Below are 24,797 nucleotides of genomic sequence, written 5' to 3' on the forward strand. Positions count from 1 at the left end.
CGGCTCGGAGCCCGACTGCAAAACCCTTTTGGCTCGGAGCCGGAATTCATTTCCACAAGTGGCAGCTGCCTCTTTTGTTGAGCGCGGTGAAAGACCAGCTGCGTTGTAAAGGGGTATCTCCGGCGGCACCGACACAGGCATGTAACGGCAGTAAATGCTCTTCGCGGGGGTGGCAGAAGCGAGCGTGCGGCGCTTCTTCCCAATTGATGAGCTGATGCTGGCGCGCTGCGTTATCCGGCTCAGCTAGTGTAGTTAGAATCCAGTCTTCAAAGGCTTGGTTCTTGGCATTGTCGTTCGCATTGTCGGGGCCGAAGAATGTCTGCATGTTGTGGAAGGAGTAGCCGGAACCAATGATCAGAATGTTTTCAGCGGCCAAACCTTGCAGTGCCTCCCCGATCTTTAAGTGACGTTCCGCACTCAGCCCTTTCTGTAACGAAATCTGTAAGGTCGGAATATCGGCGTCAGGATGCAACAGTAAGCCAGGAATAAATACGCCATGGTCGAGTCCGCGACTATCATCGAGCACGGCTTCAATGCCGACGGCCTCGAGGCGCTGCTGCAGATCTGCGGCTAACTTTGGTGCACCGGGCACGGGGTATTTCAATGAATAGGATTCTGGTGGGAAGTTGTAATAATCGTAAAACAATTCTGGTGTGGCCGCGCTGGTAATGGCTACTGGCTCGCGCTCCCAATGTGCGCTGACGTACACTATGGCATCTGGTTTGGCAAAATGCGCATGCAGGTAATCCCGAATCTCGGCAAAGGCGCGAAGCATGTCGCTATGACTTGGGTGGTTAAGAATCGGCAGTGGTCCACCGCCTTGAGAAACAAATAGAATCGGTTGCATAAGTTCGCCCTCCTACAAGGTGTACCTATTAGACGCTTCTTTCATTTCTTATTCATTCGTATTTGTAGAATAAAAAATGCTACTTTGTTCAATATATATAAATAAAATTACTGTTTATAGTGAACGCGCAGCTTCCTTGGCTACATCCGTTTTTTAACCTTGTAACTGTGCTTAATGCGGCAGCATGTCATCGCCGACATGCTTAAGTTCCATGCCATTCAGTGCTATAACTGATTGAAAGTTCAATAAACAGGGATTCTAATGCATGCAGCAATTTGATGTGCTGGTGGTCGGAGGCGGTGGTGCGGGATTACGTGCAGCCATCGCTGCCGCTGAAACTGCGCCCGAGGGTCGTATAGCGTTACTGTCGAAAGTCTACCCGATGCGCTCGCACACGGTGGCGGCAGAAGGTGGTGCCGCAGCAGTCACTCGCGCGGATGACTCCTTTGCAGCTCACTTTGCCGACACGGTTGCCGGTGGCGATTGGCTTGCGGAACAAGGTGTCGTGGACTACTTCGTTAAACATGCTTACCAAGAGTTGGTGCAAATGGAGCATTGGGGCTGTCCTTGGTCGCGGCAAACGAATGGCGACGTGCAAGTGCGTCGCTTCGGCGGCATGAAAACCGAACGCACCTGGTTTGCTGCCGATAAGACTGGCTTTCACATGCTGCATACCCTGTTTCAAACCTCGCTCAAGTATCCGAATATCCAACGCTTCGATGAGTTTTTTGTGGTTGATTTGCTGGTCAACGATGGCGAAATCAATGGCGTGTTGGCGTTGGAAATTAGTACCGGTGAATTGCATGCGATTCAGGCCAAAACCGTGATTATGGCCACCGGTGGCGCCGGACGAGTTTTTCGCTTCAATACTAATGGCGGCATTGTTACCGGCGACGGTATGGCGATGGCTTACCGGCACGGGGTGGCGCTCCGAGACATGGAATTTGTGCAATACCACCCGACCGGCTTGCCCGGCAGTGGGATTTTGATTACCGAAGCGAGTCGCGGCGAAGGTGGTGTCTTGGTGAATAAGGACGGCTACCGTTACTTGCAAGACTATGGACTCGGACCGGAAACGCCGCTCGGCAAGCCAGAAAATAAATACATGGAATTGGGGCCTCGTGACAAGCTTTCGCAGGCGTTTTGGCAAGAGCAGAAAAAAGGACGTACCGGTAATTACAATGGCTCCGACGTGGTTTACTTAGACTTGCGACATCTTGGTAAAGATTACCTGTATGAGCGCTTGCCGTTTATTTGTGATCTCGCGAAATCGTACGTCAACATTGACCCAGTAACACAACTCATTCCAATCCGCCCAGCAGTGCATTACACCATGGGTGGCATCGAAACGGACGCATTAACGGAAACTGCGATAAGCGGCCTGTATGCGGTCGGCGAGTGTGCCTCGGTTGGACTGCATGGGGCTAATCGTTTGGGTTCGAACTCATTGACTGAATTGCTCGTATTTGGCCGTCTTGCCGGTGAACATGCGATGCGTAAGGCACAATCCACGGATCGCCAAACAGACATGGGCAAAAACCAAGAAGCCTTGCGGCAGTGGCAGCAAAAATTACAAACTTTGATGGCGTCAAAAGCGAATGGTGTGACGTGGGTGCAACTTAAACGCGAGCTGGTCCAAGCCATGGAAGACGGTTGTGGGATTTACCGCACAGAGTCCGGCTTACAAGCGAGTTTGGCGAAGGTACGGCAGTTAAAACAGCAGTATCAGCAGGTACAAGTGGGTGATACCAGTCGTGCCTACAACACCGACTTACTGCAATGTCTCGAACTCGAATTTTGTCTGGATGTAGCCGAGGCGATCGTCTTGGCGTCGCTCGAAAGACGCGAATCACGTGGCGCGCATCAGCGTTTAGACGAGGGCATGACGGACCGCAATGATCAGGACTTCTTGCGCCACAGCCAAGTGTTTTTCCAATCACAAGCGGACGCTACCTTGACTTGGCAGGCGGTCGACACGAGCCTTTCGACGCCCGGTGAGCGCGCGTATGGTGCGCAAGGTCAGCAGTCGGAGGCGCGTTAACATGCACAAAGACATTCAAATAAAGCGCTATTTACCGGAGGAACACGCCGAACCGTTTTGGCAAACCTTTCACGTTCCTTATGACGACACGACTTCAATCCTCGACGCCCTGAATTACATTAAAGAAGAGCTCGACCCGACCGTGAGTTTCCGCTGGAGTTGTCGGATGGCGATTTGTGGCTCCTGTGGCTACATGGTCAATGGCATTCCGAAACTGGGCTGTAAAGACTTTGTCCGCAATTATCCGTCGGCCCTGCATATCGAGCCGCTGGCGCATTTCACCGTTGAACGTGACTTAATGGTCGCGATGGATGAGTTCTTGCAGCACTTGGAAGCGGTGAAACCCTATTTAATTGCTGAGCAGCCGGAGCCGACTGAGCCGCACAAGCCACACCGACAAACACCGGCGCAGCTGGCGAAGTATAAACAGTTCGCGAACTGTATAAATTGCGGCTTGTGTTATGCCGCATGTCCGCAGTTCGGTTTGAATCCAGAATTTGTTGGCCCCGGCGCTATTGCTCTTGCGCACCGCTACAACCTAGACAGTCGTGATCACGGCAAAGTCGAGCGCATGCCAGTTTTAAATACGCACAATGGCGTTTGGAGCTGTACCTTTGTTGGCTTTTGTTCAGATGTGTGTCCCAAAGGCGTTGACCCCGCTGCTGCAGTCAACCAAGGCAAGGTCGAGTCGGCAAAAAGCATGCTCATTCAAATGTTTCGGGGAGGCGCTTGAGGATGGCTTATAAACCGAACTTACAACGTACGTGGTGGTTGCAGCACCGATTTTTCCGCGCCTACATGCTGCGCGAAGCGACAGTTTTACCGCTGGTGTTTTTACTCTGTTCGCTGCTGGCTGGCGCTTATAGTTTGGCATCGACAGAAGCCTTCATAGCCTGGCAAGAGTTTATGGCGAAACCGTGGGTCATTGTCATTCACGCGCTGGCTTTGCTGGCGAGTTTGTATCATGCCTTGACCTTTTTTCAGCTCTTCCCGCGCGTCATGCCCATTCGTCTTGGTGACAAATCAGTGCCTGCAGCCGTCATGATTGCAGCACAGTGGGCGGGAACAGTCACTGTTATTGCCTTATTCCTCTGGTTGTTCGGAGGTGGTTTATGAAGCGTTGGCGAGGACTGCATTTAGAACCTGTCTGGTGGGGGCTATTCAGTGCCGGCGGTGTCTGTTTTGCGGTATTCATACCGGCTGTTGCCCTCGTGTTCACCGTACTCGCGCCGCTCGGTGTTGTTGAACTCAATGACCAGCAGTTACAGGCTTGGTATGGCAGTTGGTGGGGACTTATGTTTACTGGCGCAGTGATTTGCTTACCTGCGTTCCATGCCGCGCATCGGATCCGTCACGGCTTGCATGACTTAAAAGTCGGCGGCGGTTTTTGGTCGGTCTTGATTTGTTATGGTTTAGCCGCGATAGTCAGTGTTTTCGCACTGTGGATATGGTTTAACGCATGAAATTCCAACCTTTTTACCAACGGGCAATTGAACGTAAAGGCAGTGAAGCAGCGGTACTTGCGCGGTTACCGCAGCTGGCGACCGCTGCACAATTACAGGCACTTGGTGACGACCGCTATTTGTCGGCGATGACGAAGTGCGTGTTTCGTGCGGGTTTTGTCTGGCGCATTATCGAAAATAAGTGGCCGGGTTTTGAAGAAGCCTTTAGTGGCTTTGTGCCTTTGTACTGGCAACAGGTGCCGCCAGAGCGGCTTGAGGCGCTCGGCAACGACGAACGGATTGTCCGCAATATGCAGAAAATCACCACGGTACCGCACAACGCGTTCATGATCGTTGAGGCCGCGGAACAGTACGGTAGCTTTGGTCATTTTCTTGCCCAGTGGCCGTCCAACGATCAAGTTGGCCTGTTGCTCTGGCTGAAGAAAAATGGTGCGCGGTTAGGTGGCGCGAGTGCCCAGTATTTCTTGCGAATGGTCGGCTGGGACGGCTTTATCCTCTCCACCGATGTGGTAACCGCGTTGCAGAATCATCATTTAATTGATGCCTCGCCAACGACACAAAAAGGCCTCAAACAGGTGCAGGACGTGTTTAATCGTTGGCATGAAGAAACCGGGTTACCCTACGCGCATTTGTCGCGGATTTTGTCCTATACCCTGGATGCGCGGTAATTACCGCGCTAGAAAACTTGCGGTAATCGGCACATAGAGCAACACATTCAGTGGGAAGGTGATGCCCAAGGCTGCGAGCATGGCTTTACCAATATCAGCGTTTGGCATGGCGGCGCGGATTGCTGCTGGCGCGGCAATGTACGACGCGCTGGCGGTGAGCGCTCCAAGCACCAGCACTGAGCCGGACGGTAAGTCCAAATACCAACCCAACAATAAGCCAGGCCAGAATAGAACGAGCGGCGTCACGGCTGCAAAGACGATCAAACGCCACAGCTGCCAGGGAATAGGACGACAAATCCGTGCCGTGGTTAAGCCCATTTCTAATAAAAATAGCGCGAGCAACGCGGTAAACCCATTGAGGACTAACCCTTCAATGGACGCCAGCCCCTCAGGACCATATAACCATCCAATCACGACTCCGCCCATGAGCAGAATGACACCGCGGCTGGTTAACGCTTCGTGCCATATTGCACCCATGCCTTTTGGAGCGCCGGAGTCACCGGAACGCCAATGGTAAAACGCGAGCATGAGAATAATGGCGGGCAACTCAAGAATCACTAAATATAGCGTTGTCTCTGGTGCCAATGGCAGTTGATAACTTTCCGCCAATGCCCAAGCCACCGCAAAGGTACCGGCACTGACTGAGCCATAATGGGCAGCGATACTGATCGCGTCAACGCGCGAGAGCTTCACTAAACGCCGGAGCAGCGGTAGTAAAATCGGCGGAATCAGAAAGCCCAAGGCCATGATCAATAATAAATGCGTGACGACAACGGACGAGCCGTTACTGTGCAGTGCTAGTCCGCCTTTAATACCGATGCTGAGCATCAGCAAGATGGTGAGGATATCGTAGACTTGACCGGGTACTTTGAGGTCGGATTTAACGAGCCCAGCAATCAGGCCGAGCGCAAAAAAGGCAACAACGATATCTGGCACAGGCAACCCTCAACGATAAGCGTGGAGGCAAAAGTTTAACATCAATAAAATTATCTGCGCACCTGTTTTTGAACGGTGTGTGCAGTGGTCACACCGCCGACCAGTCGTGCTGAAATACCACCTTTGCGCCGGATTTGCGCGGCGGCAAGTTGACGTGAATCAACACTTTTCGCTGAAAAACTGCGCACACTGCAGCACAAAGAGGAGATTCCTATGTTATTGGTCGACGCGTTAATCAATGAATGTAAGCAGTTTGGGGTGAAAGAGTTTTTTGGTATTCCCGGTGACTTTGTCTTGCCACTGTTTCAAGCCTTGCAGCAGCGCAATGCTTTGCCGCTGTATTATTTAAGCCATGAACCTTCGGCGGTGTTTGCGGCGGACGCTGCAGCGCGCATTAGTAATAATCCGAGTGTCGTAATTCTTACCTACGGTGCGGGTGCGTTAAATGCGGTCAATGCTGTTGCTCAGGCGTATGTGGAGCATGTGCCCTTGGTGGTCATTGGCGGATTTCCCAGCAAGCAAGAAATTGAGCGCGGCCTCGCTATTCACCACCAAGCGCGAACGATCGACTCTCAGCGTGATGTGTTTCGCGAAGTCACAACACTACAAGTGCGCTTAGACAACCCCAAAACCGCGGCTGAGCAATTGCGATTAGCGTTTCGGACGGCGAAAGAGAAAAGCCTACCCGTGTTTATTGAAATACCCCGTGACGCGACCAACGCTATCGTTCACGCTATGCCTCCCTACCAGCCTCGAGCAGTGGAGCATGACGCTGTGGTTGCTGAAGCGGCGAAGCTAGTTGAGCGCCTACGAGTCGCGAAGCGGCCGGTGATTTTGGCCGATGTCGATGTGCGGCGCTTTCATGCGGTGGAAGCACTGGAAGTCTTTGCAGCACAGTTTAACTTGCCGATATTGAATACTTTTATGGGGCGGGCGAGTATTGACCAAAACCATCCCTGTTATGCTGGGACGTTTTTAGATCGAACTGACACCGAAGCGGCTGAGTTGATACGCGCAGCTGACTTAGTACTGCAAGTTGGCGTGATCAAAACCGACAGTAACTTTGCCGCGCATGCGGACTTGTTTCCCAAAGAGAAAGTGGTGGAGTTGCAACATGGCGGTCCACAGCTGCCGCTGGCAGCCGTACTGGAGGAGCTAAGCATACAACTAGCGTCTGCTTTGTTGGCGCCATATGAAGTACGTTTATTGCAGGCACAATCAACGGACGAGGCTGCAGCATTAAGCTTAACCGCGACTTCAGTGGTGCAAGAGCTTGACCGGGTATTAAGTGACGGCCAGCAACTGGTTCCCTTTGTTTCTGACGTGGGTGATTGCTTGTTTGCGTCGTTACATGCGAAACCGTCGCTGCTGCTTGCGCCGGCATTTTATGCGTCAATGGGCTATGCGGTACCTGCTGCGCTTGGTGTGCAAGCAGTGACTGGCCTGCGGCCTGTGGTTTTGGTGGGCGATGGTGCGTTTCTGATGACAGGTTTAGAGCTCGGCCACTGTCGGCGTTATGGTTTTGCGCCCGTAGTCGTGCTGTTTAATAACAAGCGCTGGGACATGATCAATGCGTTTGCACCGGATTTGAACTGTACCGAGCTGAACGACTGGGACTATGTGGCTTTGGCTAAAGGTATGGGCGGAGCAGCCTATCGCGTGACGTCGCTGGACCAGTTTGCCCCGGCGTTGGAGCTAGCCTTGCAAGATGAATCGCGATTTAGCTTGATCGAAGTGATGCTCGACGCAAGCGGGCGTACTGCACGATTAAACAATTTTGCCCAAGGTTTTTTGCAAGCGGGAGCGTCGTGTTAAATAACTGGTGTTTTTTCGGAATGGGTAGTAAAGATAATACATTACGTATTCTTTGGTGCTCTCATCCATGCAGTTTCAACCGATTGTCAGGCCGAATGTAGATCCGAAGCGTCATCAACGCACGCTACTGCGTATTGTGTTAGTGGTGATGTTTGTGTTTTCTGTCTTGATTGGTAGTCTGAATGTTTTTCTGTTTCAGGCTTACCAAGTCGGCACTTATAATTTCATCAGTGCTGCTGCAAGTGTGATTATTTGGTTTTACTATCAAGCCACGCGTAACTTAAAGTTCGCATCTTGGTTATTAACGTTCGCTGTTATCTTTAATTTAAGTGCATTCATTGTTTCAGCAAAAGGGGCTGCCTATTCAATTATTTGGGTGACGGTCCTTCCGCCACTTGCATTCTTTTTACTGGGGCGCCGAGCCGGCTCTTGGGTCACTGGAATTGCATTTGTAGCAACGATCGCTTTTCTTATAATTAATTTGCCCGACTTACCGGTTCTCGCCTTTACAACCGGAACCATCCTCAATATTACAGAAGTGTTGATTATTCTTTGGCTGATCTTTCGATTTTATGAGGGGTCGCGGCAGTCTGCCTATCAAGAGTTAGAGCGACTTTCGGTGGTTGATAAACTGACGGGATTATATAATCGCGCAAAGTTAGATGACCTTCTCGAAGCAAACATTCACTTAAGCTCGCGCACCTCACTACCTTTGGTGGTGATGCTCTTGGACATTGATCATTTTAAGCGGATAAATGACCAGTATGGACACGTTGAAGGTGATGCGGTCTTGCAACAAGTTGCGGTGACATTGAGTAAGCGCGTTCGGTCGACGGACGTTCTTGGGCGTTGGGGTGGCGAAGAATTTCTTCTGATCTGCCCGGCAACGCGTTTATCTGAGGGACTGCAGCTAGCAGACATGTTACGGCAACATGTCGCGGACGATATAAAACGGGCGACAGACCCGCTCACTTTAAGTATCGGTGTGACCGAAGTATGTCGTCAGATACAGCCTAACGATGTGATTCGTCAGGCCGATTCTGCGTTATATAAGGCCAAAAATAGTGGGCGCAATCGCGTTGTTCATTTTACAGAAGAACGTCCAGTTACTTAGTGGGCTTGTAAAATCCGATCAAGATGGTTGGCAAATCGCTGTCGATCGGCTTGATTTAGGGGCGGTGGCCCGCCGCTTTGAATGCCACTTGAACGCATGGTGTCCATAAAGTCGCGAATATTCAAACGTTCACCGATATTTTCTTTGCTAAATAACTCACCACGCGGGCTCAGGGCTTGTGCGCCTTTTTCGATCACTTCTGCTGCGAGTGGAATATCACTGGTAATGACTAAGTCATTTGGTTGTGCTAGGCGAACAATTTCGTTATCGGCGACATCAAAACCAGCACTGACTTGAATGCTGGTAATCAGACCGCCAGGTGGTGTTTTTATGCGTTGATTAGCCACCATGGTTAGGGGAATTTGTTTACGCTGCGCAGCACGAAAAAGAATATCGCGAATAACCACAGGGCATGCGTCGGCGTCGACCCAGATGGTGATGCTCATGAACTTTGCTCGCGAAAGTAGATAGCAGGTGCCCACAGGTCATGCGCATTTTTCATCATGAGCTTAATCATGATCGGGATAATTTGGCCGAGGATTTCTGTCGCATTTTTCAATTGCTTGCGATTTAGGCTGCTGCCATAGGTCGCACCGCCATGAATAAGTTGATTACGAAGTGTGTACATGCGGTCGAGTAAAATACTCAGTGAGACGGTGATTTCTTGCTGCGCAAGTGCTTGGTTTGCGCGCTGCTTGGCCTTTTCAAAGGGCTCCTTCCACGCTTCTGGGTCTGTGCGTCCGTTGATGGAGTCCCAATACGGTTGATAGACAAACTCATTATTCATAAAGCTGCGAATGGCGGCTGGATAGTGTGTCCAAATCACATTATAGAGTTCGCGATCTTGGTCATAGGTGACTAAGCGATTGATAAATTGTTGAAACGTATCGCGTGCGCCCGATCGTATTTCATTGGCGTAGTCGTTCGCATAAGCGGCATTGAAGGCGATCCACAGGGCGATAAACTCACCGTCGAGATCTTTGTTTTCACGCTCCTTTTCGGCCTTTTGCAGCCAGCTTAGTGCACGATGAACCCGTAGATTAATGCCCTGAGCCCAGTTGTCTCGATAGCCCCGTTGATAGGCTTTTAACTGCTTAAAATTTTGCATGCTGCCTCCATGCCAAGTTGCTTTCCGACACTATAGCAGAATTCTGGCTCGGAGCCGCAATAGCCATTCCGGCTCCGAGCCAGAATTCTATGTGCATGATATTGTAGATGTAATTTTGCGGTGGCATTTGTTTTTTGGCGGTGGTAGGTTTTGTCAGAAAAGGAGGAATTGTGCGCAAGATAATTTTGACGGCATTGTCCTGTGCGTTATTGGCTGTCTTTTTTGGTTGGCTGGTAACTGCACAAGCAAACGCGAGTTCGTCCAACGACAGTGCATCGCTGTTGATTGCGTTGGTTTCGATTCCGCTCGTGTTGGCGTCGGCGGTGTTTTCTGTTGGCGCAGGATGGGTATTGCGCACATCGGAACGTCGTCATGAGCACAAAATCAACTCGCCTATGTGGTTGTTGGCCTATGTGTTAAATGTGCTCCTGGCCGTGGGTTACATCCTTGGGTTGCTATATATCATTATTCTGATTGTTCGCTAGCGCGCTGCCGTTGGGCTTCTAATCGGGCTAAATAGGACTCAATGTCACTATATGCGGAGCTCCAGAAACGTAGCGGACTGGCGAGGCTAGCGACCATATCGACATGGCGAATTCGTGGGTAAAAGTGTGTTTCCACGGCGACACCGAGCTCTTGCAAGCGTTCGGCATAGCGTTCGCTGTGCGCGGGCTTTGCTACTGTATCGGCTTGTCCATGAAGGAGTAGGGTCGGTGGATGTGAAGCGCTTGCCAGCTCGATGGGGTTCGCTTCGTTACCTTCAACACGGCTAAACTTCTCGCCCACGCGCTCATGTTCAAGCGGCAAGTCATAAGGGCCGGAAAGACCGATGAGTGCAATGATTTGTTCTTGCAGATTGCCAAGATAACGATTATCCGTTGCGAGCATTGCGGCACTGTGGGCACCTGCCGAATGACCAACCAAAATCAAGTCAACAGCGCTGTCGTAACGTGATGAAAAGGTCGTCATGGCAACCGCAACATCGTCAATAAAGTCCGGAAACTCAACCTCGGGAAACACCCGGTAATCGGGGATTAGTGTGGTGTAACCCAAGCGAGTAAACGCTTGGCCAATGAATTCAAAGTCTTTTTTATCACCTTCTTCCCACGCGCCACCGTAAACAAATACAACCACGGCGCTATGTTGCTTGTCTGTCGGATGGTAGATGTCGAAACGTTGTCGCGAGCTTTCTCCATAGGCCACATCGCGCTCAAGTGTGTATGCCCCACTTGGCGTCACAGCATTCAGTACGCGAGTAGGCTGGCATCCCGTCATGACGACAAGAGCACCGAGAAGTAAAGCAACAAGATAAAAATTCATCATTTTCCGTTTTATAGTTTCATTATTTCTTTTACTCGTTTTCACCATAAATAGTTTATTTCTGTTTTAAATTCCGTTTTTCGTCTGGAAAACGATGGATACTCAGCGTAAATTGAACACAAATAATGTGATTTTGTGCCAGTTTGGAGGCATGCATGAATATTTCTCGGTTGCTGGTCATCGTGCTGTTTATGAGTGTCTTATCCGGTTGTGTGATTCAGTATAATTCAGGCCGATACTATACAATCTCGACGATTGTTGGTGGTTCTGGAGAAATCACGCCCCGTTCTGCAACGGTCGCTGAAGGCGAACGCCTGACCATGACACTCAGACCAAATTCAGGCTGGACGATCGGGAATATTAGTGGCTGTGATGGCCAACTTGATCAACTGACTTATCGCACTGGGCGAATTCGAGCGGATTGCACAGTGCGCGTTGAGTTCGTTGAAATCGTCGGTGTAGCCTATGAAGCGCGCAGTTGGACCGAATCAAATGGTCATACGGTGACAATAATACAGCCTGTTAGTTACTGACTTTTGACTTTACTTGAGGCCAAGGTTGTTGCCATGGCTGCTGCAGCCCGTCGATTAATCGCCAGTCATAATCGATGAAACCTTGGTCGCTTGCTGGTAACGCGATGAAACTGAATGACTCATTATGCCAGTGAAAGCGCAAAGCCATGGCATGCAGCATCAAGCGTGGTGCAGCGTCGCCACCGTAACGACTATCCCCCCAAATGGGTGCACTTAAACTCTTTAATGCAACGCGCAGCTGATGGGTTTTACCTGACAGCGGTCGCAGTAAATACACGCGAAAGCCCAGTCCTGTGCCATAGCTGAAAAACTGCGTGGTGGCTGGGTTGTGCATGGTTTTACACAACATCCAGCTACCATTGCGACTTTTGGTCATGTCACCCTGAATGAGCCCCTGTTTCTTTTTCGGTTTATTACCGCCGATGGCCAGGTAGTACTTGTCAATCGCATGAGCCTCAAATAGCCGACCGAAATCGCGAGCTGCGGACTTATTCCGAGCAACGATCAACAGCCCACTGGTTTCCTTGTCGAGCCGATGCACCGGAAACAGCGATTCACCGATTTGGCGTTCCAGCAACACGATGACTCCCGCTGTATCACCCTCCGAATGCATCCCGAGCCCCGATGGCTTATTGACCACATAGAAGTCCGGATGACTTTTCAGAATCTCAATCATATCAATAAGCTACCTTTCCGGCTCGGAGCCGCAATTCATTTCCTATCTGGCTCGGAGCCGGAATGTTTGTCGTTGTTAATTTAACGCACTAAGTGCCACTGGGTTTGGCGGCCGGCGAGGTAAATGACCCGTTCACCGTTGAAGTACGCGCTTTGTTCCAGCTTGACTTGGACGAGTTGGTTATCCCACTCCGGCACGGCTTGCTTGATGTAACCTTCGATGGCATAACCGGTATTGGCATAAAGCGGCCAGTCACCTTGAATCGGGGTTGGACCTTGGTTGTCCCACATGCCGATGGTGGGACCCGGTGCGTGGCCGAAGAACCCAAGTGGGTGGGTGTAGGTGCTACTCAAAATACCCTCCGCGCGCGCTTTTTCCTGAGTCGCAGCAAGAATTTCGTTGCCGGTTCTACCGGTCACAAACTCACCCGTGAGAATGTCCTGCCAACGATTACCAGTGGCTAATGCAGATTTGAACGACTCTGGGATATCGTCTTCGTCAGCACGCAACACATACGCCATTTCCTGCGTGTCGGTGCACAATTTGAAATAGCAAATGCCAACATCCGTATGCAGCACGTCGCCGCGCTGAATTACGCCACTTTCACCGCAGAACGGCGTGTCTTCTTCACAGGTAATACCTGGGCGCTGGTAGGTCACATATGGCATAAACCAAATTGGCAATTCGAGTTCACTGAAACGCTCGCGAATGTACCAAGCGACGTCGTCTGTAGTAGTGACACCTGGGGTAATTACGCGAGAACTAAAGGCTTCGCTAATCACGCCGCGGGCAATTCCAACCACGTGCGGATACACCTCGAGTTCTTGCTCGGTGCGCTGTTCGATCCAACGCACGACGAGATTTTCGGCTGAAACTAACCGGCTTTCGAACTCGCTGGGTAAGACTTCGAGCAAGCGCGCATGCATACCTTGCGTTAGACCGTCGGCCACTGACCAGTCGCGAGAAACGTTAATACCAATGCGCTGCGGATTCTTCGCCACAATTAGCTCGCCTAGCGCTTGCCACTGTTCATCGAGGCTGCCGCCTTGCCAAGCTGCGTCATATGGACCGCCAAGTGGATAGGTATTTACAGTTTCGCGAGTAACCGAGCCGTCCGCTTGGCGATGAAACACCAGCATGGTGGTGCGGCGGGCGGCAAATGTCGGTTGTGGGACTAAAGTAAAGTACACCGGATCTTCCGCTTTTTCGCGATTAATCACTAACCACATGTCGAGATCTTGCTCAGCCATGAGGGCTGGTAGCAGGTTGTCGAGGCGGTCGGTCAGCATGCTGTTTTCAGGTCCAATGCGTTCGCGGTGCGGCACGATGGAAAAGTCGGTGGCATTCTCGATGACGCGGCCTTGGTCGAATTCTGTCGCCTGTACAGCGGTGAGTGCCGGCAGTGCAAGCCCGGCTAATATTGCTAAAGTGAGTCGCTTCATAATTATTGTCGTGACGCCTTCGCGCCCGTCCTTTGTTTTTGTCCGAATTAACGGAATTATCCTACCGCAATTCGGCGCGGAAGGGGAATGCATGATATTCTGCAGAAAGGAAACGGGAGCAATGAGACGAACATGGCAATTTTAATTTCCCAACGGGTGGAAATTCCAGAGCAAGAAATTGAGTGGCAATTTATTCGCTCCAGCGGGGCTGGTGGTCAGAATGTAAATAAAGTTGCTACCGCAGCGCAACTGATCTTTGACATTCAAGCGTCGTCACTGCCTGACTTTTATAAGGAACGTTTGCTGAAACTCAGTGATCATCGAATTACTGCAAGTGGCAAAATTATTATTAAGTGCCAAGAAACGCGCAGTCAGTTGCAGAACCGTGAGTTGGCACTGGAGCAGTTTATTGCTTTGGTGCGTAGCGTCAATAAAGTCGTGAAAAAACGTATCGCGACAAGGCCCACCCGGGCGGCAAAAGAGCGACGTTTGCAGAGCAAAAAGCAACACAGCGCCAAGAAAGCGCTGCGTAAGAGTAAAGACTTTTAAGCGAGCTTGAGTCAGTCCGCAGCGGTAGTGGCGTTCCAGTTCACCGCTTGCCAGCGCTCTTCACGAAACACCAATACGCCGGTATTGAAGTGCCGGCCGATCACGTCACCGTCGGTATTCTTGCTAATCAGCGTGAAATTAATCACCACGGTTTCACCATAGTTTTTCAATTCAACGTCTTCGGCACTAAACCAAGTTGTCACTGCATCTTCGGCGATGGGCGTACTGCCCTGCATGCCCGCCATGAGTTCGGCGCGACCAAAGCGAGTGCCTCGCGAACTTGTATAGGTCAGGTCGTCAGCCCAAAATGAGCCATGAATTTCGGCATCATTGATGGAAGCACCATATAGAAAATGATCGACGGCGGCTTTCGCAGCGGCCGTATCGGGCGCTTGAGCAATGGCTGACGTTGACATGGTGGCGATAACAAAAAATATTCCAATGACCTTGCGCATAGACTAAACCCTATTGGTGAACGAGAAAGACTCATAGTAGTCATGCTGACGTCGAATTTGCAATTCTGCGCAGCTGTCCTAGGCTTACCCCGACGACAACAAGGAGGAAACAATGGATAACAAATCGCAGATTCAAGCGGTCTATCTGGCGTTTGCGCATGTTTGGACATTAGCGGACGGTAAACTTAAACGCTTTCAGCAATTTGTCGACACTCATCTGCATAACCAAGTGTTACCCTAGCTGCTCAGCCGCTTGAGCTTGGGTTAATAACAATAACTCGGCAGCGGCTCGAGCGTCATCAAGTGCGCGGTGATGGTTGGTAAGCTGAATGTCGAAGGACTTACATAACGCACCTAACGAGTAGGAGTCGCAGCCGGGGAAATAGTGCCTCATGCGCTGCACCGTACAGATTTTCGGTAAGCGAAACACGTGACCTAAACGCTCATATTCGCTGCGGAAAAAGCTGTAATCAAAATTAACGTTGTGGGCGACGAAAATCGCGTCAGCAAAAAAGCGCTCTAAATCAGGCATCACCTCATGAAACCTTGGCGCATTCGCAACCATGTCATTATTAATGCCGGTAAGCTCGGTGATAAATCGCGGAATATGCCGCTCTGGGTTAATCAGCGACTGCCATTCCTCGATAATCGCACCCTTACAGACCTTCACTAAGCCAATTTCGATAATGCGATGATAACCTTGGGCGCCGCCGGTCGTTTCAACGTCAACGACAATATAGGGTTGCTCAGGGTCGACTTGCCATTGCACGGTTTGCACGACAACATTGAAACCGGCTTGTTGTAAACGGCGCATACTCATCAGCTGGTTGCGTCGCAAACTGTCCCCGGGTGCTTTGATCTCTTCAAACCGCAGCTGACCCTTGTCGATAACCAGTAAGTCAGGATAACCATCGTTGCGCTGCAAGAAATCTTGGCTCATGTCCATGAGAACCTGCGCCAAGTCGTCCACGGGTGTGTATTGCAGCAGGTGGGAGAAAATTTCGAGCAAAGCGCTGTGCCAACGAAATACGCCATTGGCGGTTCCATAAAACTGAGCGGCGATCGCCATAAGATGTCGCAACCACTTTCCCGGCGTATCCAACTCTGCGAATAAAGCGCGGATTTCAGTTTCATTGTCGCGCCAGAAACTTTGTTCGCGCAACGCCAAGGGTAAGCGGTCAAACTCATTACAAAAGCCATTCCCTTCACGAAATAGAATAGGCCAGTACGTCATGCCAAATAATGCGCGCCATAAGCGGTTTTCAGTTCTCCATACGAGTGCACCACGCCGCTGATAATGCTGCTGGATGCCTTTCTCTACTTGGTCTTTGTGCGCTTCATCGAGAATAACCGGTGTGTCACAACTGCGAAGAATGTCGGTCAGGATACTGGTACGTTTTTTCTCAAATTTTCGTTGGAGGAAATCCAAGGCGAAATAAAGTAAGTGCTCACTTTCAGGGTTTTCGACTATCTCGTTGAGCTTCTCTTCGACTATCGCGGTATTACCCGCTTGATAGAGTAAGCGTAAATACTTTTCAATAGCACGTGGATCGGGCGAACGTTGCAATAACTGAAGTGCTAAATCGCCTTCTGTTTCGTTCAATGCAAACTTTCCGAGCTGGTACAGCAAGGCACCATACTCTTGTTCCGCCAAATAACCGGTCGGCCGTTGCAGGGTCAAGCAATGTTCAGCAAAGGCGAGCCGCTGCGCTGTGCTACTATTTTTAAACGCGGCTAGCTCGGACGCCCAAAACCACGCGTCTTTGCCATCCGTCAATTGTTGAAAGCGAGCTTGGAGGTTCGAAAAATCATCATCATTGCCCTTCAGCAACGCTTGGCGCGTATTCATGACGCCTAAGTCCCGCATGGAAAACTGGTTCAACGTACCGCGCACATGACCGAAGTAGAGGTAGCGAAAATAATGGAAGGTTCGATGCTCCGCGACATAGAGCCACGACGCTAGACTCGGCGCTGATGACCATGACGCCAGAGCGGCAGAATTGCCCGCTAGGTCTTGAGCGGGCTCTGCGAATGAGGTACTTGCTAACACGGGCTCAAAAGCTTGCAACCAAGCCGCTTTGGTCGCTGATTTATTCGGTTGCTGCGGTAGCTCAAGTTCCGCGGCTAGCTGTTGTAACTGCGGCTTAGTGAGTTGGTTTAAAAAGAGTGCTTTTAGCGGCGTCTGCAAACTCGTCGGTTCGGGGCGTTGTAAGACTTGTGCCATAGGTAAGGCAAAACCAACCCGTTCAAGCTCGATGAGTGCCGCGGAAATATCACTGATTTCTGAATAATTCAGGGTGTCCAAAGCGACACATGGCCACTTGCGGTTCAGCATACGCACTAACAAACACAAGCCGTCTTCGGACAGCGCGTGAATTTTCTTTACGATCGCGTTATCGTGCGGATCGAGTAGGTGCGCACAAACCTCTTCAACGTAGCGAAGAAATTCGAGAAAATGATCACGATAATATTTTTCGGGAAGCGTCTTCATAGCGAACCAGTCGATTTCGATTTCTTTATACTGTTCTTTTATACAGTATTTGGCAAATAATTTTTAACGAAAATTGTAAGAAAATCGATCGACAGCCACAGGAATTAAGCATGATACAATTAAAAGCTGGGATTTATCGGCACTACAAAGGCAATGAATATCAGGTCATCGATATTGCGCGGCACTCGGAAACCGAAGAGTTATTGGTCGTGTACCGACCTTTGTATGGTGAGCGGGCACTTTGGGTGCGCCCGCTCGATATGTTTGCCGAAGAAGTCGAAGTGAATGGTGAACTACAACCGCGTTTTAGCTTCCTCCGCGACTCGTGATGGTTTCCAAACCATGCGCATTCGGGCCAGTTTCGCTGCGCCATAGTTTATAGGCGAAGACCAAACCAAAGGCGGCTAAACCGGTATAAAACCACATACTCGGTGCATAGCCGGCGATATTCTCTGGCCCTGCACTGTTGATGTCATTTAAACGACCGACGATAAAAGGCACTACCGCCCAACCGAGTTGCTGACACATGGTCATGAGTGCAAACGCGGAGCCTAGACGGCGCGCGTCGACGATGTAAGCGACGGAGGGCCACATGACCGCAGGTATCAAGGAAAAGACTGCGCCGAGCATGAAAATCACCACGAACAAGGTCAGCGGCACCATAGCGCTGCCGATGAAGGGGATGACCAGCGGCACATCGGGGCCGGCAGGTAAGTAGGTTACCGCTAAAAACAGGGGTAACATCACCAGTGCGCCGACAGCCATAAACAATGAGCGCCGCCCCACGCGATCAACCCAAAAGCCAAATAACGGCGTGAGAATGATCGCGGCAACAGGCAATAAGCTGCTGAGCAAACCAGCCGCTTCGCGTGTGATGCCGTGCGCTTGTTGAAAGTAATCAATTGCAAACGTGCGGAATGGGAAAACGACTGCGTAAAACACCACGCAAAGCGCGACGATATACCAATAAGAAGCGGAAAATTTATAAAGTGACTTAAGTTCGATTTTCTCCGCAGCTTGGCTACTACCTATCTGATAGCGGCCTTCCGCACGCTTTTCCATCATCCAGTACAGCAAGGCAGCGGAGACGGAAATACCCGCCACTGCGGTTGCTAACCAGAGGGGATCTTGCCAATTCATATACAGCGGGCTTGCGAACGACGTTGACCAATCTGCCGACGCTGAGCCGAGGCGTGAAATGGATAAGTTAATCCCAAAGGCGAAGCTGAGCTCCTTGCCTTTAAACCACTTCGCCAACACGGTTGTCGCCGCAACAATGAGCGGCTCGGCACCGATCCCTAATAAGAAACGTCCAGCAAAAATCATTTCGTAATGTGGCGTCGCCGCGGTCAGGAAGGCAGCGAAAAGACAAATCAGCGCAAAAACGGTGATGGCCTTTTTGGTGCCGAAGCGATCGATGATGTAACCGCCTATAAGCAGGACACACAGCGCCGCGACGTTATATGCGGTGGAGAGCAAGCCAATTTGTTGGTAACTGAAGCCCAAATCGGTGCGCATCAGATCGATGACCGGCCACATCGAGTCATAGACATAATAGTTACCGAACATGGCGAGACTGACAAACAGCAAAACAGCCCAGCGATAAAACGGTGTGGGTTCCGGTAGTGCTTGAAAATCCTGAGATTGCGACATGAATAGACTCTTTCTTGTTATTGTTATTCCGCCCTGTGAACGACTGCGCTGACTACCAGCAATCATTCACCGCATCAGCAAAACATTATGCCCGACCCCGCAAAGAGATGGAATGTTAAATGACATTCCGGCTCCGAGCCGAATGCAAAAACAATTCCGGCTCCGAGCCGGTAAGGTAACTCTTTAAGTTTGTGACAGTTTTGTGAAAGCTTACGTTTGCGGTAAACTGTAAAGATTGGGCTTTGATGAGGTGTAGCGATGAAAAAGGTGGTTTGGTTAGGCGCGGTTGTCGCACTATTAATGGGGTGTAGTGAGCGTCCTGACCCAAGTGTGGTCCCGGAGCCGTTCGAGCTGATCATTGCCCATATTAACGACACCCACTCTGCTTTTGATCCGGTGCCCGCAAGCTTTCGGGCCAACGAACTCACGGTTTATAATGAGTTTGGCGGCCATCCACGCTTACTTGAACAGGCCAACGCATACCGTGCTATCGCGACGGAAGAGAATACCGCCCTATTATTTTTACACGGTGGTGACGCATGGCAGGGCTCCGCTTATTTTAAGATCAACGAAGGGCGTATGAATGCGGATATTCTGAGTCGTATGAATATCGACGCCATGGCCTTGGGAAATCATGAGTTTGACCTAACGAATGCGCATCTCAATGAGTTTCTTAACCGCATTAACTTCCCGTTGCTCGCAGCCAATATTGATACCAGCCGGGATCCGGATTTAAAAGACCAAGAAAACCTTCGCCCCTTCACGCTTTTTGCTTTCGATGGTTATCACAAGCAACGCGTAGACGATTTTACTGAGCTCCAGCATGTCCCTGAACATTATCAAATTGTCGGGGTTTTTGGCCTCGCCTTAGATGATATGCCGAATATTTCTCCTCATGTTGGTGAGGTTGAGTTTTTCGATGTGGTGACCAGTGCACAGGCTATGGTTGATGAGTTTCATGCGCATGGTGTGTACAACATTGTGGCAGTCACGCACTTAGGTCATTCGGTTGACGTCGCGATTGCTGAGCAAGTGAACGGCATCGACGTGATTGTCGGCGGCCATTCGCATACATTGCTCGGCGACTTTACGGATTTAGGCCTAGGTCATGCGGGTGATTATGCGCAATGGATACAGAACCCCAACGGTATCGACGCGACCTGCATCGTTCAAGCCGGTGAATACGCCCAAGCGATGGGTAAGGTCCGCGTGCACTTCGCCAGCGATGGACGCTTGACCAATTGTGCGGGACAAAATGTGTTGCTGAGTAATGACGACTTCTATCAAAGTTCGTCTCGTCACGCGGACTCTCGTATGACCGAATCGCAAAGCCAGCGTGTTCTCGATTTTATTCATGGCCATCCAGCTATTCAGGTGACACATGAACACGCGGATCTGCGCGCACATATTGATGCGGTGTATAAACCGGCCGTTGAACAGGCCTATGGCCAAGTGGTTGGGATGCTGCCTGACACCCTCGTGCATGTGCGTCGTCCGGGTGACAGCGACAGTGATCAACATGGCTCGCAAGTTGCGCCGCTCATTGCACTGGCGCAATTTGAATGGGCAAATAGCCCAGCCGTGCAGGACGTGACGGGCATCCACGTCGACTTTTCGTTGTTAGGTGCGGGTGGTATTCGACAAAATCTGGCGGAAGGTGAATTGCGCGAAGGTGATATTACTCTCGAGCTTTTACCTTTCTCTAATTTCCTGTCGATCTTGCCACTCACTGGAGCGGAAGTGAAAGCGTTATTGGAAGAAACGATTATTGCAACACTCCCCCCAGGTTCTCATGCGGGTAAATTCCCCTATGGCGGTAACTTGCGATTTACCTTTGAGGAAACCGAACGTCATCGCGATGGTGAGATTACCCAACTCGAAGTAAATCGAGGCACATGGCAGGAGCCAGATTGGCAGCCGTTGGATTTAGACGCGCGTTATCAAGTACTCATGAATAGTTATAGCGCAACTGGCAATGATGGTTGGACAACGGTGTTTCGCAGTCAGCAGCAACGCAGTGAACGTCTCGACCTTGCATACATGAACGGACAACTGACAACGTATCCGGTTGCTCGCCTCAGTCAGCAAGACAACCGCCTTGTTATTCACTACGCTGACGAGGCGCTACAATGTGACCTCGCGACTGTGCAATGCAATACCGACGCTCTTGCTGTCGTTGAGTTTCTTCGCGATACATACATGCCTGCGCGTGGCGCCATTCTGCCTATACCTTATCCGGTAGTGACTTTAAAAAGATTGGAATAAATCCGAACCGCCGCCGTTTATTCTGTAGACGAGGACGATGACAGAAGGGCCAACAGGTGACAACGAACACGCATCCCTACTTGCAGTGGTACAACGGCGGATTAGCCCTAGCTCGGAGCATCTTGCGCTGTAATCAAGCTGCGCAAGATATATTGCAAACCGCGTTTACGAAAACGCTCACCGGTAGCCGCTTACCCACGGATGAAGCCGCTCAGCGGGTGTGGTTTTTTAAAGTCATTCGCAATGCGTGTATTGATAGTTTGCGCTTTCAACAACGCTTTCAAGCGGAAGAAAGTGCAGAACTCTTTGCCACGACCATTGATGAAATCGACCCGATTGAGCAATCCGAACGCCAACAATGGGTGCGTCAAGCGCTGTTGCAATTGACCTCGGAGCAACGAGAAATTCTCGTTCTGCGCGACGTCAATGAACTTAGCTATGCAGATATCGCCCAAGTCTTGCAGCTGAATAGTGGTACGGTCATGTCCCGCTTACACAGGGCTCGATTAGCCATGCGCGAGCAACTGCTCAATCTCGACCGTCAGTCCTCATTAGTTCAACGTTAACGCGGAGGTTACTATGAATTCGAATCAATCCCCTTGCCTAGATGTACAGGAAAAACTGTCCGCATACCTTGATGACGAGTTGACGCAACAAGAGCAACAGCGTATTTATTTGCATCTACAAAATTGCCCGAATTGCAAAGCATTAGCGGATGATCTTCTGCAAATGCGTGGTGATTTGAAGTCAGCTGTATTGACCTCGGTCGACACAGAACATTTACCCAGGGTATTGGCTGACCGTCCAGCGCGGCGACTCGCGTTTGTGGGTTGGGCATTAGTGATTGCGGCCGTACTGTTATTGGGCGGTATTGTCAGCTGGCAATTTATCCGTGAAGTTTTTAGTGAGTCGGGGGTTGGCCGCTGGCTCGGTATCGGTGTGATTGCTTTTTACGGTGGTTTATTTTTACTTTTCCTCAGTGTTCTACGACAACGATTGATTGCCCGTAAAACCGATAAATATAAGAAGGTACAACTATGAAACCCATGCCCGTTGTGACAACAGAAACGATTGCTGGTGAAGAGATTGTCGCTAGTTTAGGACTGGTGCGCGGTAATACCATACGCGCCCGCCATTTAGGCCGCGATGTGTTGGCAGGTCTGCGCAACCTTGTCGGTGGAGAACTACACGACTACACCAAGCTCATGGCTGAGTCTCGCGAACAATCGATTGACCGCATGATTGACGAAGCGCGATCGCTTGGCGCCGACGCGATTGTCGGTGTCCGCTTTTCGACATCGGTCGTCGCCCAAAGCGCTGCAGAAATCTTGGTATTTGGTACTGCAGTAAAACTTGCACCTAAGTAAACAAAGTGCGACAAATAAGGTGTTGGTGAAAACACCTTATTTGAAGGACTTAGGTCATGTTGGAAAAAAATCGGATTGAAGTGAAGTGGGGCATCGTGTTCACGTTGGCGATGTTAGTTTGGATGTTGCTCGAGCGTTTTTCGGGGTTACATTCGACACATATCGCTTATCATCCATTACTCACAAACTTATTTGCGATCGTCGCGATTGCGATTTACGTGTTTGCTTTGCGAGAAAAGCGCGAGCAGCATTTCGCAGGTAAAATGAATTGGACGCAAGGCTTTTTCACTGGCTTGTATTTAACCATGGTGATTGCCATTTTGAGCCCTTTCGCTCAGGTCTTGATTCACTTTGTCATCACGCCAGAATTCTTCACGAACGCGGCGACCCATGCCGTGGAGGCCGGGGCGATGAGTGTTGAAGAGGCTGTCGCCTATTTCAACTTCCGCTCGTATGTGGTGCAGGCCTTTATTGGTGCAATTCTACTCGGTATTGTGACCAGTGCGGTGGTTGCAACCTTTGTCCGCCGTGCCTAACTAAACAGGGGCTCAACGCTTCCGGCGTTTTTCAAGTTAGTTGAGCCCCTGCTTTCACCCAGAATTAAAACGGTAACACCTCAAATGTGGCGGTATAGCTACCAACTCGCTGTGTAGCTGGCGCTTTCGCACGGTCATCACGATAGCTCGCATTGAGCCAGTAAAGTCCGGCTTGTGGCCAGGTGATGGTAAAATGACCTTGATCATCAGTTGCGAGCTCAATCTCTTCTTGGTTGTCGCGAAAGCGAGTATGCGCGCGAATGATAACAATCTCGGCACCAACCGCGGGTTCACCGTCAATCAGCAGCTGAAACTCGGCCATTTCACCCGCGAATAGATCATTGGGGTGGGTGATGGGGTGTAACTCTAACCCAACACCACTCGGTGTAAGTGCTTGCAAACTTGGTGCACCAGCAGTGACAAAGGTTTCGATACGCCGCGAAGACTCGCTGATGGTGAGCTCTTGAGCGTTAGCTGGGAGTGCCGCTTGTAAGCCTGCTACTGTTGCTTGTTGCCCTCGAGGAGGATACATCCCGCGTTGGCCGTCGGCATCGACCCAGCGTGCAGTCAGCGCATGCGAGGCAGTATAGATCCTGTAGGTACCTGCGTCACTTAATTGCAAGTCAGCTTGGCCACGTAACTCACCTAGCGCGTGGTTGACGAGCGTGTAATTCGAACCAGTCGGCCCAATGACCTGAAAATTCTCGATGCTCATTGGCCGATAGTCGAAGTGAAATATCTCGTTGGATACGGCAGCGTCAAACGTCACCCAGCTGTCCTCAGTCGCTAGCACAGTGCTGGACGGCACCAACCAAGCACGATGCGCCTCTGCGCTTGGAATTGTGGCAAGTAGTGCCAAAGGCAGCGCGGCAAGCAGTAATTTTTTCATCAAAAATCTCCTTCGTTCTGGATCGTGAGTTGGACTTTGCCCAGCTCGTGTTGACCTTGTTGGCTATAGGTGTTTGTCGATAGTGGGAAGGTCACAGGGAAACTCAGCATTTCGCGGCCGCCGACTTCGCGAACCGCCTCCACGTGAATGAAATATTGTCCCGGTGGTAACTGTGCAAACACAGTTCCATCGCCGGCCATTTGTGTAAATGAAACCTGATGCACACCGGGTGCTCGAGTCGCGCCGCTAACGCCATCCACCGGTAGGTCCAATGTACGCCCTGACCGCCGCCACCATTGCCGCAAATCTTTTAGCCAGGTTTCACCTTCTTGATTAGCCATGCTGATGTCATACCAAACATTGAGATTCGCAACGGCCTGATGACGCTCATCGGCGAGCCAAATGGCAACATAAGGTCGATGATATTCGGCAACTGCGAGACGCGGTATTTCAATATCAAGCGTCATGCTGGGTATAGCCTCGGCACTAGCGCTTAAACTCAGTGTACCCACGAAAGCCGCTAAACACGCTTGGTGTGTCAGCCTCACCATGTGATGTTACTCCTCTTTTCTAAATATAAATGAGAATTATTCTCAAAATCTCTAGACAATATAAATGAGAATCAATAT

29 protein-coding genes are annotated in these 24,797 nt (G+C 50.6%); 17 read left to right on the plus strand and 12 right to left on the minus strand.

Annotation, left to right across the window (positions count from 1 at the left end):
- Positions 1-46: 46 nt before the first annotated feature.
- Positions 47-847, minus strand: coding sequence for a class III extradiol ring-cleavage dioxygenase (locus tag LAT77_RS02750; protein ID WP_290563014.1), 801 nt, complete (start codon positions 845-847; stop codon positions 47-49).
- A gap of 265 nt (positions 848-1,112) precedes the next feature.
- On the opposite strand from LAT77_RS02750, the gene frdA reads away from it, so the two are divergent.
- Genes frdA through LAT77_RS02775 form a run of 5 tightly spaced genes read left to right on the plus strand, consistent with a single transcriptional unit; the run spans position 1,113 to position 5,019 of the window.
- Positions 1,113-2,888, plus strand: a complete 1,776-nt coding sequence (frdA, locus tag LAT77_RS02755; RefSeq protein WP_290563015.1) for a fumarate reductase (quinol) flavoprotein subunit — start codon at positions 1,113-1,115, stop codon at positions 2,886-2,888.
- A 1-nt stretch (position 2,889) separates the two neighbouring features.
- A complete protein-coding gene (locus LAT77_RS02760; protein WP_290563016.1) occupies positions 2,890-3,621 on the plus strand; it encodes a succinate dehydrogenase/fumarate reductase iron-sulfur subunit in 732 nt (243 codons plus the stop codon).
- 2 nt (positions 3,622-3,623) lie between these two features.
- A complete protein-coding gene (locus LAT77_RS02765; protein ID WP_290563017.1) occupies positions 3,624-4,004 on the plus strand; it encodes a fumarate reductase subunit C in 381 nt (126 codons plus the stop codon).
- Positions 4,001-4,351 carry a fumarate reductase subunit FrdD gene (gene frdD, locus LAT77_RS02770; RefSeq protein WP_290563018.1) on the plus strand — a complete coding sequence of 117 codons (351 nt, stop codon included), beginning with the start codon at positions 4,001-4,003 and terminating at the stop codon, positions 4,349-4,351. Before LAT77_RS02765 ends, frdD begins: the two co-directional genes overlap by 4 nt.
- The gene (locus LAT77_RS02775; protein WP_290563019.1) at positions 4,348-5,019 is read left to right on the plus strand and encodes a DNA-3-methyladenine glycosylase I; all 672 of its coding nucleotides are present in this window, start codon (positions 4,348-4,350) and stop codon (positions 5,017-5,019) included. Before frdD ends, LAT77_RS02775 begins: the two co-directional genes overlap by 4 nt.
- Here LAT77_RS02775 and LAT77_RS02780 read toward each other — a convergent pair whose 3' ends face one another.
- The gene (locus LAT77_RS02780; RefSeq protein ID WP_290563020.1) at positions 5,020-5,955 is read right to left on the minus strand and encodes a sodium-dependent bicarbonate transport family permease; all 936 of its coding nucleotides are present in this window, start codon (positions 5,953-5,955) and stop codon (positions 5,020-5,022) included.
- A 213-nt stretch (positions 5,956-6,168) separates the two neighbouring features.
- On the opposite strand from LAT77_RS02780, the gene LAT77_RS02785 reads away from it, so the two are divergent.
- Together LAT77_RS02785 and LAT77_RS02790 are read left to right on the plus strand one after the other, a co-directional pair.
- Positions 6,169-7,770 carry a thiamine pyrophosphate-binding protein gene (locus LAT77_RS02785; protein ID WP_290563021.1) on the plus strand — a complete coding sequence of 534 codons (1,602 nt, stop codon included), beginning with the start codon at positions 6,169-6,171 and terminating at the stop codon, positions 7,768-7,770.
- A gap of 67 nt (positions 7,771-7,837) precedes the next feature.
- Complete coding sequence (locus tag LAT77_RS02790; protein WP_290563022.1) at positions 7,838-8,884, plus strand: GGDEF domain-containing protein; 1,047 nt, start codon at positions 7,838-7,840, stop codon at positions 8,882-8,884.
- Here the strand turns inward: LAT77_RS02790 and LAT77_RS02795 are convergent.
- Both LAT77_RS02795 and LAT77_RS02800 read right to left on the minus strand, forming a co-directional pair.
- Positions 8,881-9,324 carry a YaiI/YqxD family protein gene (locus tag LAT77_RS02795; RefSeq protein WP_290563125.1) on the minus strand — a complete coding sequence of 148 codons (444 nt, stop codon included), beginning with the start codon at positions 9,322-9,324 and terminating at the stop codon, positions 8,881-8,883. The two genes, LAT77_RS02790 and LAT77_RS02795, sit on opposite strands and share 4 nt — an antisense overlap.
- A gap of 2 nt (positions 9,325-9,326) precedes the next feature.
- On the minus strand, positions 9,327-9,992 hold the full coding sequence (locus LAT77_RS02800; protein WP_290563023.1) for a HEPN domain-containing protein: 666 nt from the start codon (positions 9,990-9,992) through the stop codon (positions 9,327-9,329).
- Between the two features lie 170 nt (positions 9,993-10,162).
- Here LAT77_RS02800 and LAT77_RS02805 point away from each other — a divergent pair, with 170 nt between their 5' ends.
- Complete coding sequence (locus tag LAT77_RS02805; RefSeq protein WP_290563024.1) at positions 10,163-10,477, plus strand: hypothetical protein; 315 nt, start codon at positions 10,163-10,165, stop codon at positions 10,475-10,477.
- Here LAT77_RS02805 and LAT77_RS02810 read toward each other — a convergent pair.
- Positions 10,458-11,312, minus strand: coding sequence for an alpha/beta hydrolase (locus LAT77_RS02810; protein WP_290563025.1), 855 nt, complete (start codon positions 11,310-11,312; stop codon positions 10,458-10,460). The two genes, LAT77_RS02805 and LAT77_RS02810, sit on opposite strands and share 20 nt — an antisense overlap.
- A gap of 155 nt (positions 11,313-11,467) precedes the next feature.
- Between LAT77_RS02810 and LAT77_RS02815 the strand changes: the two genes are divergently transcribed.
- Positions 11,468-11,845, plus strand: coding sequence for a hypothetical protein (locus LAT77_RS02815; RefSeq protein WP_290563026.1), 378 nt, complete (start codon positions 11,468-11,470; stop codon positions 11,843-11,845).
- On the opposite strand, the gene LAT77_RS02820 is transcribed toward LAT77_RS02815, so the two are convergent.
- Positions 11,835-12,521, minus strand: coding sequence for a pseudouridine synthase (locus tag LAT77_RS02820; protein ID WP_290563027.1), 687 nt, complete (start codon positions 12,519-12,521; stop codon positions 11,835-11,837). The genes LAT77_RS02815 and LAT77_RS02820 overlap by 11 nt on opposite strands.
- A gap of 80 nt (positions 12,522-12,601) precedes the next feature.
- A complete protein-coding gene (locus tag LAT77_RS02825) occupies positions 12,602-13,963 on the minus strand; it encodes a M24 family metallopeptidase (RefSeq protein WP_290563028.1) in 1,362 nt (453 codons plus the stop codon).
- A 132-nt stretch (positions 13,964-14,095) separates the two neighbouring features.
- On the opposite strand from LAT77_RS02825, the gene arfB reads away from it, so the two are divergent.
- The gene (gene arfB / locus LAT77_RS02830) at positions 14,096-14,512 is read left to right on the plus strand and encodes an alternative ribosome rescue aminoacyl-tRNA hydrolase ArfB (protein WP_290563029.1); all 417 of its coding nucleotides are present in this window, start codon (positions 14,096-14,098) and stop codon (positions 14,510-14,512) included.
- Between the two features lie 11 nt (positions 14,513-14,523).
- Here arfB and LAT77_RS02835 read toward each other — a convergent pair whose 3' ends face one another.
- Positions 14,524-14,967, minus strand: coding sequence for a nuclear transport factor 2 family protein (locus LAT77_RS02835; RefSeq protein ID WP_290563030.1), 444 nt, complete (start codon positions 14,965-14,967; stop codon positions 14,524-14,526).
- 112 nt (positions 14,968-15,079) lie between these two features.
- On the opposite strand from LAT77_RS02835, the gene LAT77_RS02840 reads away from it, so the two are divergent.
- Positions 15,080-15,208: a hypothetical protein gene (locus tag LAT77_RS02840; RefSeq protein WP_290563031.1), complete on the plus strand. Its 129-nt coding sequence runs from the start codon at positions 15,080-15,082 to the stop codon at positions 15,206-15,208.
- On the opposite strand, the gene LAT77_RS02845 is transcribed toward LAT77_RS02840, so the two are convergent.
- Entirely contained in the window at positions 15,200-17,458 is a 2,259-nt protein-coding gene (locus LAT77_RS02845) for an exonuclease domain-containing protein (protein ID WP_290563032.1), read from the minus strand. The two genes, LAT77_RS02840 and LAT77_RS02845, sit on opposite strands and share 9 nt — an antisense overlap.
- A gap of 113 nt (positions 17,459-17,571) precedes the next feature.
- On the opposite strand from LAT77_RS02845, the gene LAT77_RS02850 reads away from it, so the two are divergent.
- Positions 17,572-17,787: a DUF1653 domain-containing protein gene (locus tag LAT77_RS02850; protein WP_290563126.1), complete on the plus strand. Its 216-nt coding sequence runs from the start codon at positions 17,572-17,574 to the stop codon at positions 17,785-17,787.
- Here LAT77_RS02850 and LAT77_RS02855 read toward each other — a convergent pair.
- Positions 17,765-19,111 (minus strand): MFS transporter, encoded by a 1,347-nt coding sequence (locus tag LAT77_RS02855; RefSeq protein WP_290563033.1) that lies wholly within the window; start codon positions 19,109-19,111, stop codon positions 17,765-17,767. The two genes, LAT77_RS02850 and LAT77_RS02855, sit on opposite strands and share 23 nt — an antisense overlap.
- 258 nt (positions 19,112-19,369) lie before the next feature.
- Between LAT77_RS02855 and LAT77_RS02860 the strand changes: the two genes are divergently transcribed.
- From LAT77_RS02860 to LAT77_RS02880, 5 genes are read left to right on the plus strand one after another with little or no spacing between them, the layout of a single operon-like run.
- Complete coding sequence (locus LAT77_RS02860; RefSeq protein WP_290563034.1) at positions 19,370-21,376, plus strand: bifunctional metallophosphatase/5'-nucleotidase; 2,007 nt, start codon at positions 19,370-19,372, stop codon at positions 21,374-21,376.
- Between the two features lie 56 nt (positions 21,377-21,432).
- Complete coding sequence (locus LAT77_RS02865; RefSeq protein WP_290563035.1) at positions 21,433-21,942, plus strand: RNA polymerase sigma factor; 510 nt, start codon at positions 21,433-21,435, stop codon at positions 21,940-21,942.
- A 13-nt stretch (positions 21,943-21,955) separates the two neighbouring features.
- Positions 21,956-22,417 (plus strand): anti-sigma factor, encoded by a 462-nt coding sequence (locus LAT77_RS02870; protein WP_290563036.1) that lies wholly within the window; start codon positions 21,956-21,958, stop codon positions 22,415-22,417.
- Complete coding sequence (locus LAT77_RS02875) at positions 22,414-22,743, plus strand: YbjQ family protein (protein ID WP_367118126.1); 330 nt, start codon at positions 22,414-22,416, stop codon at positions 22,741-22,743. The genes LAT77_RS02870 and LAT77_RS02875 overlap by 4 nt, the downstream gene beginning before the upstream one ends.
- A 56-nt stretch (positions 22,744-22,799) precedes the next feature.
- Entirely contained in the window at positions 22,800-23,279 is a 480-nt protein-coding gene (locus tag LAT77_RS02880) for a DUF4199 domain-containing protein (RefSeq protein WP_290563037.1), read from the plus strand.
- Between the two features lie 64 nt (positions 23,280-23,343).
- Here LAT77_RS02880 and LAT77_RS02885 read toward each other — a convergent pair whose 3' ends face one another.
- Positions 23,344-24,168 (minus strand): DUF4198 domain-containing protein, encoded by an 825-nt coding sequence (locus LAT77_RS02885; RefSeq protein ID WP_290563038.1) that lies wholly within the window; start codon positions 24,166-24,168, stop codon positions 23,344-23,346.
- A complete protein-coding gene (locus LAT77_RS02890) occupies positions 24,168-24,719 on the minus strand; it encodes a DUF2271 domain-containing protein (protein ID WP_290563039.1) in 552 nt (183 codons plus the stop codon). Before LAT77_RS02890 ends, LAT77_RS02885 begins: the two co-directional genes overlap by 1 nt.
- Positions 24,720-24,797: the final 78 nt, after the last annotated feature.

It is taken from the genome of Aliidiomarina sp. (genome assembly GCF_022565475.1).
Classification (GTDB): Bacteria; Pseudomonadota; Gammaproteobacteria; order Enterobacterales; family Alteromonadaceae; genus Aliidiomarina.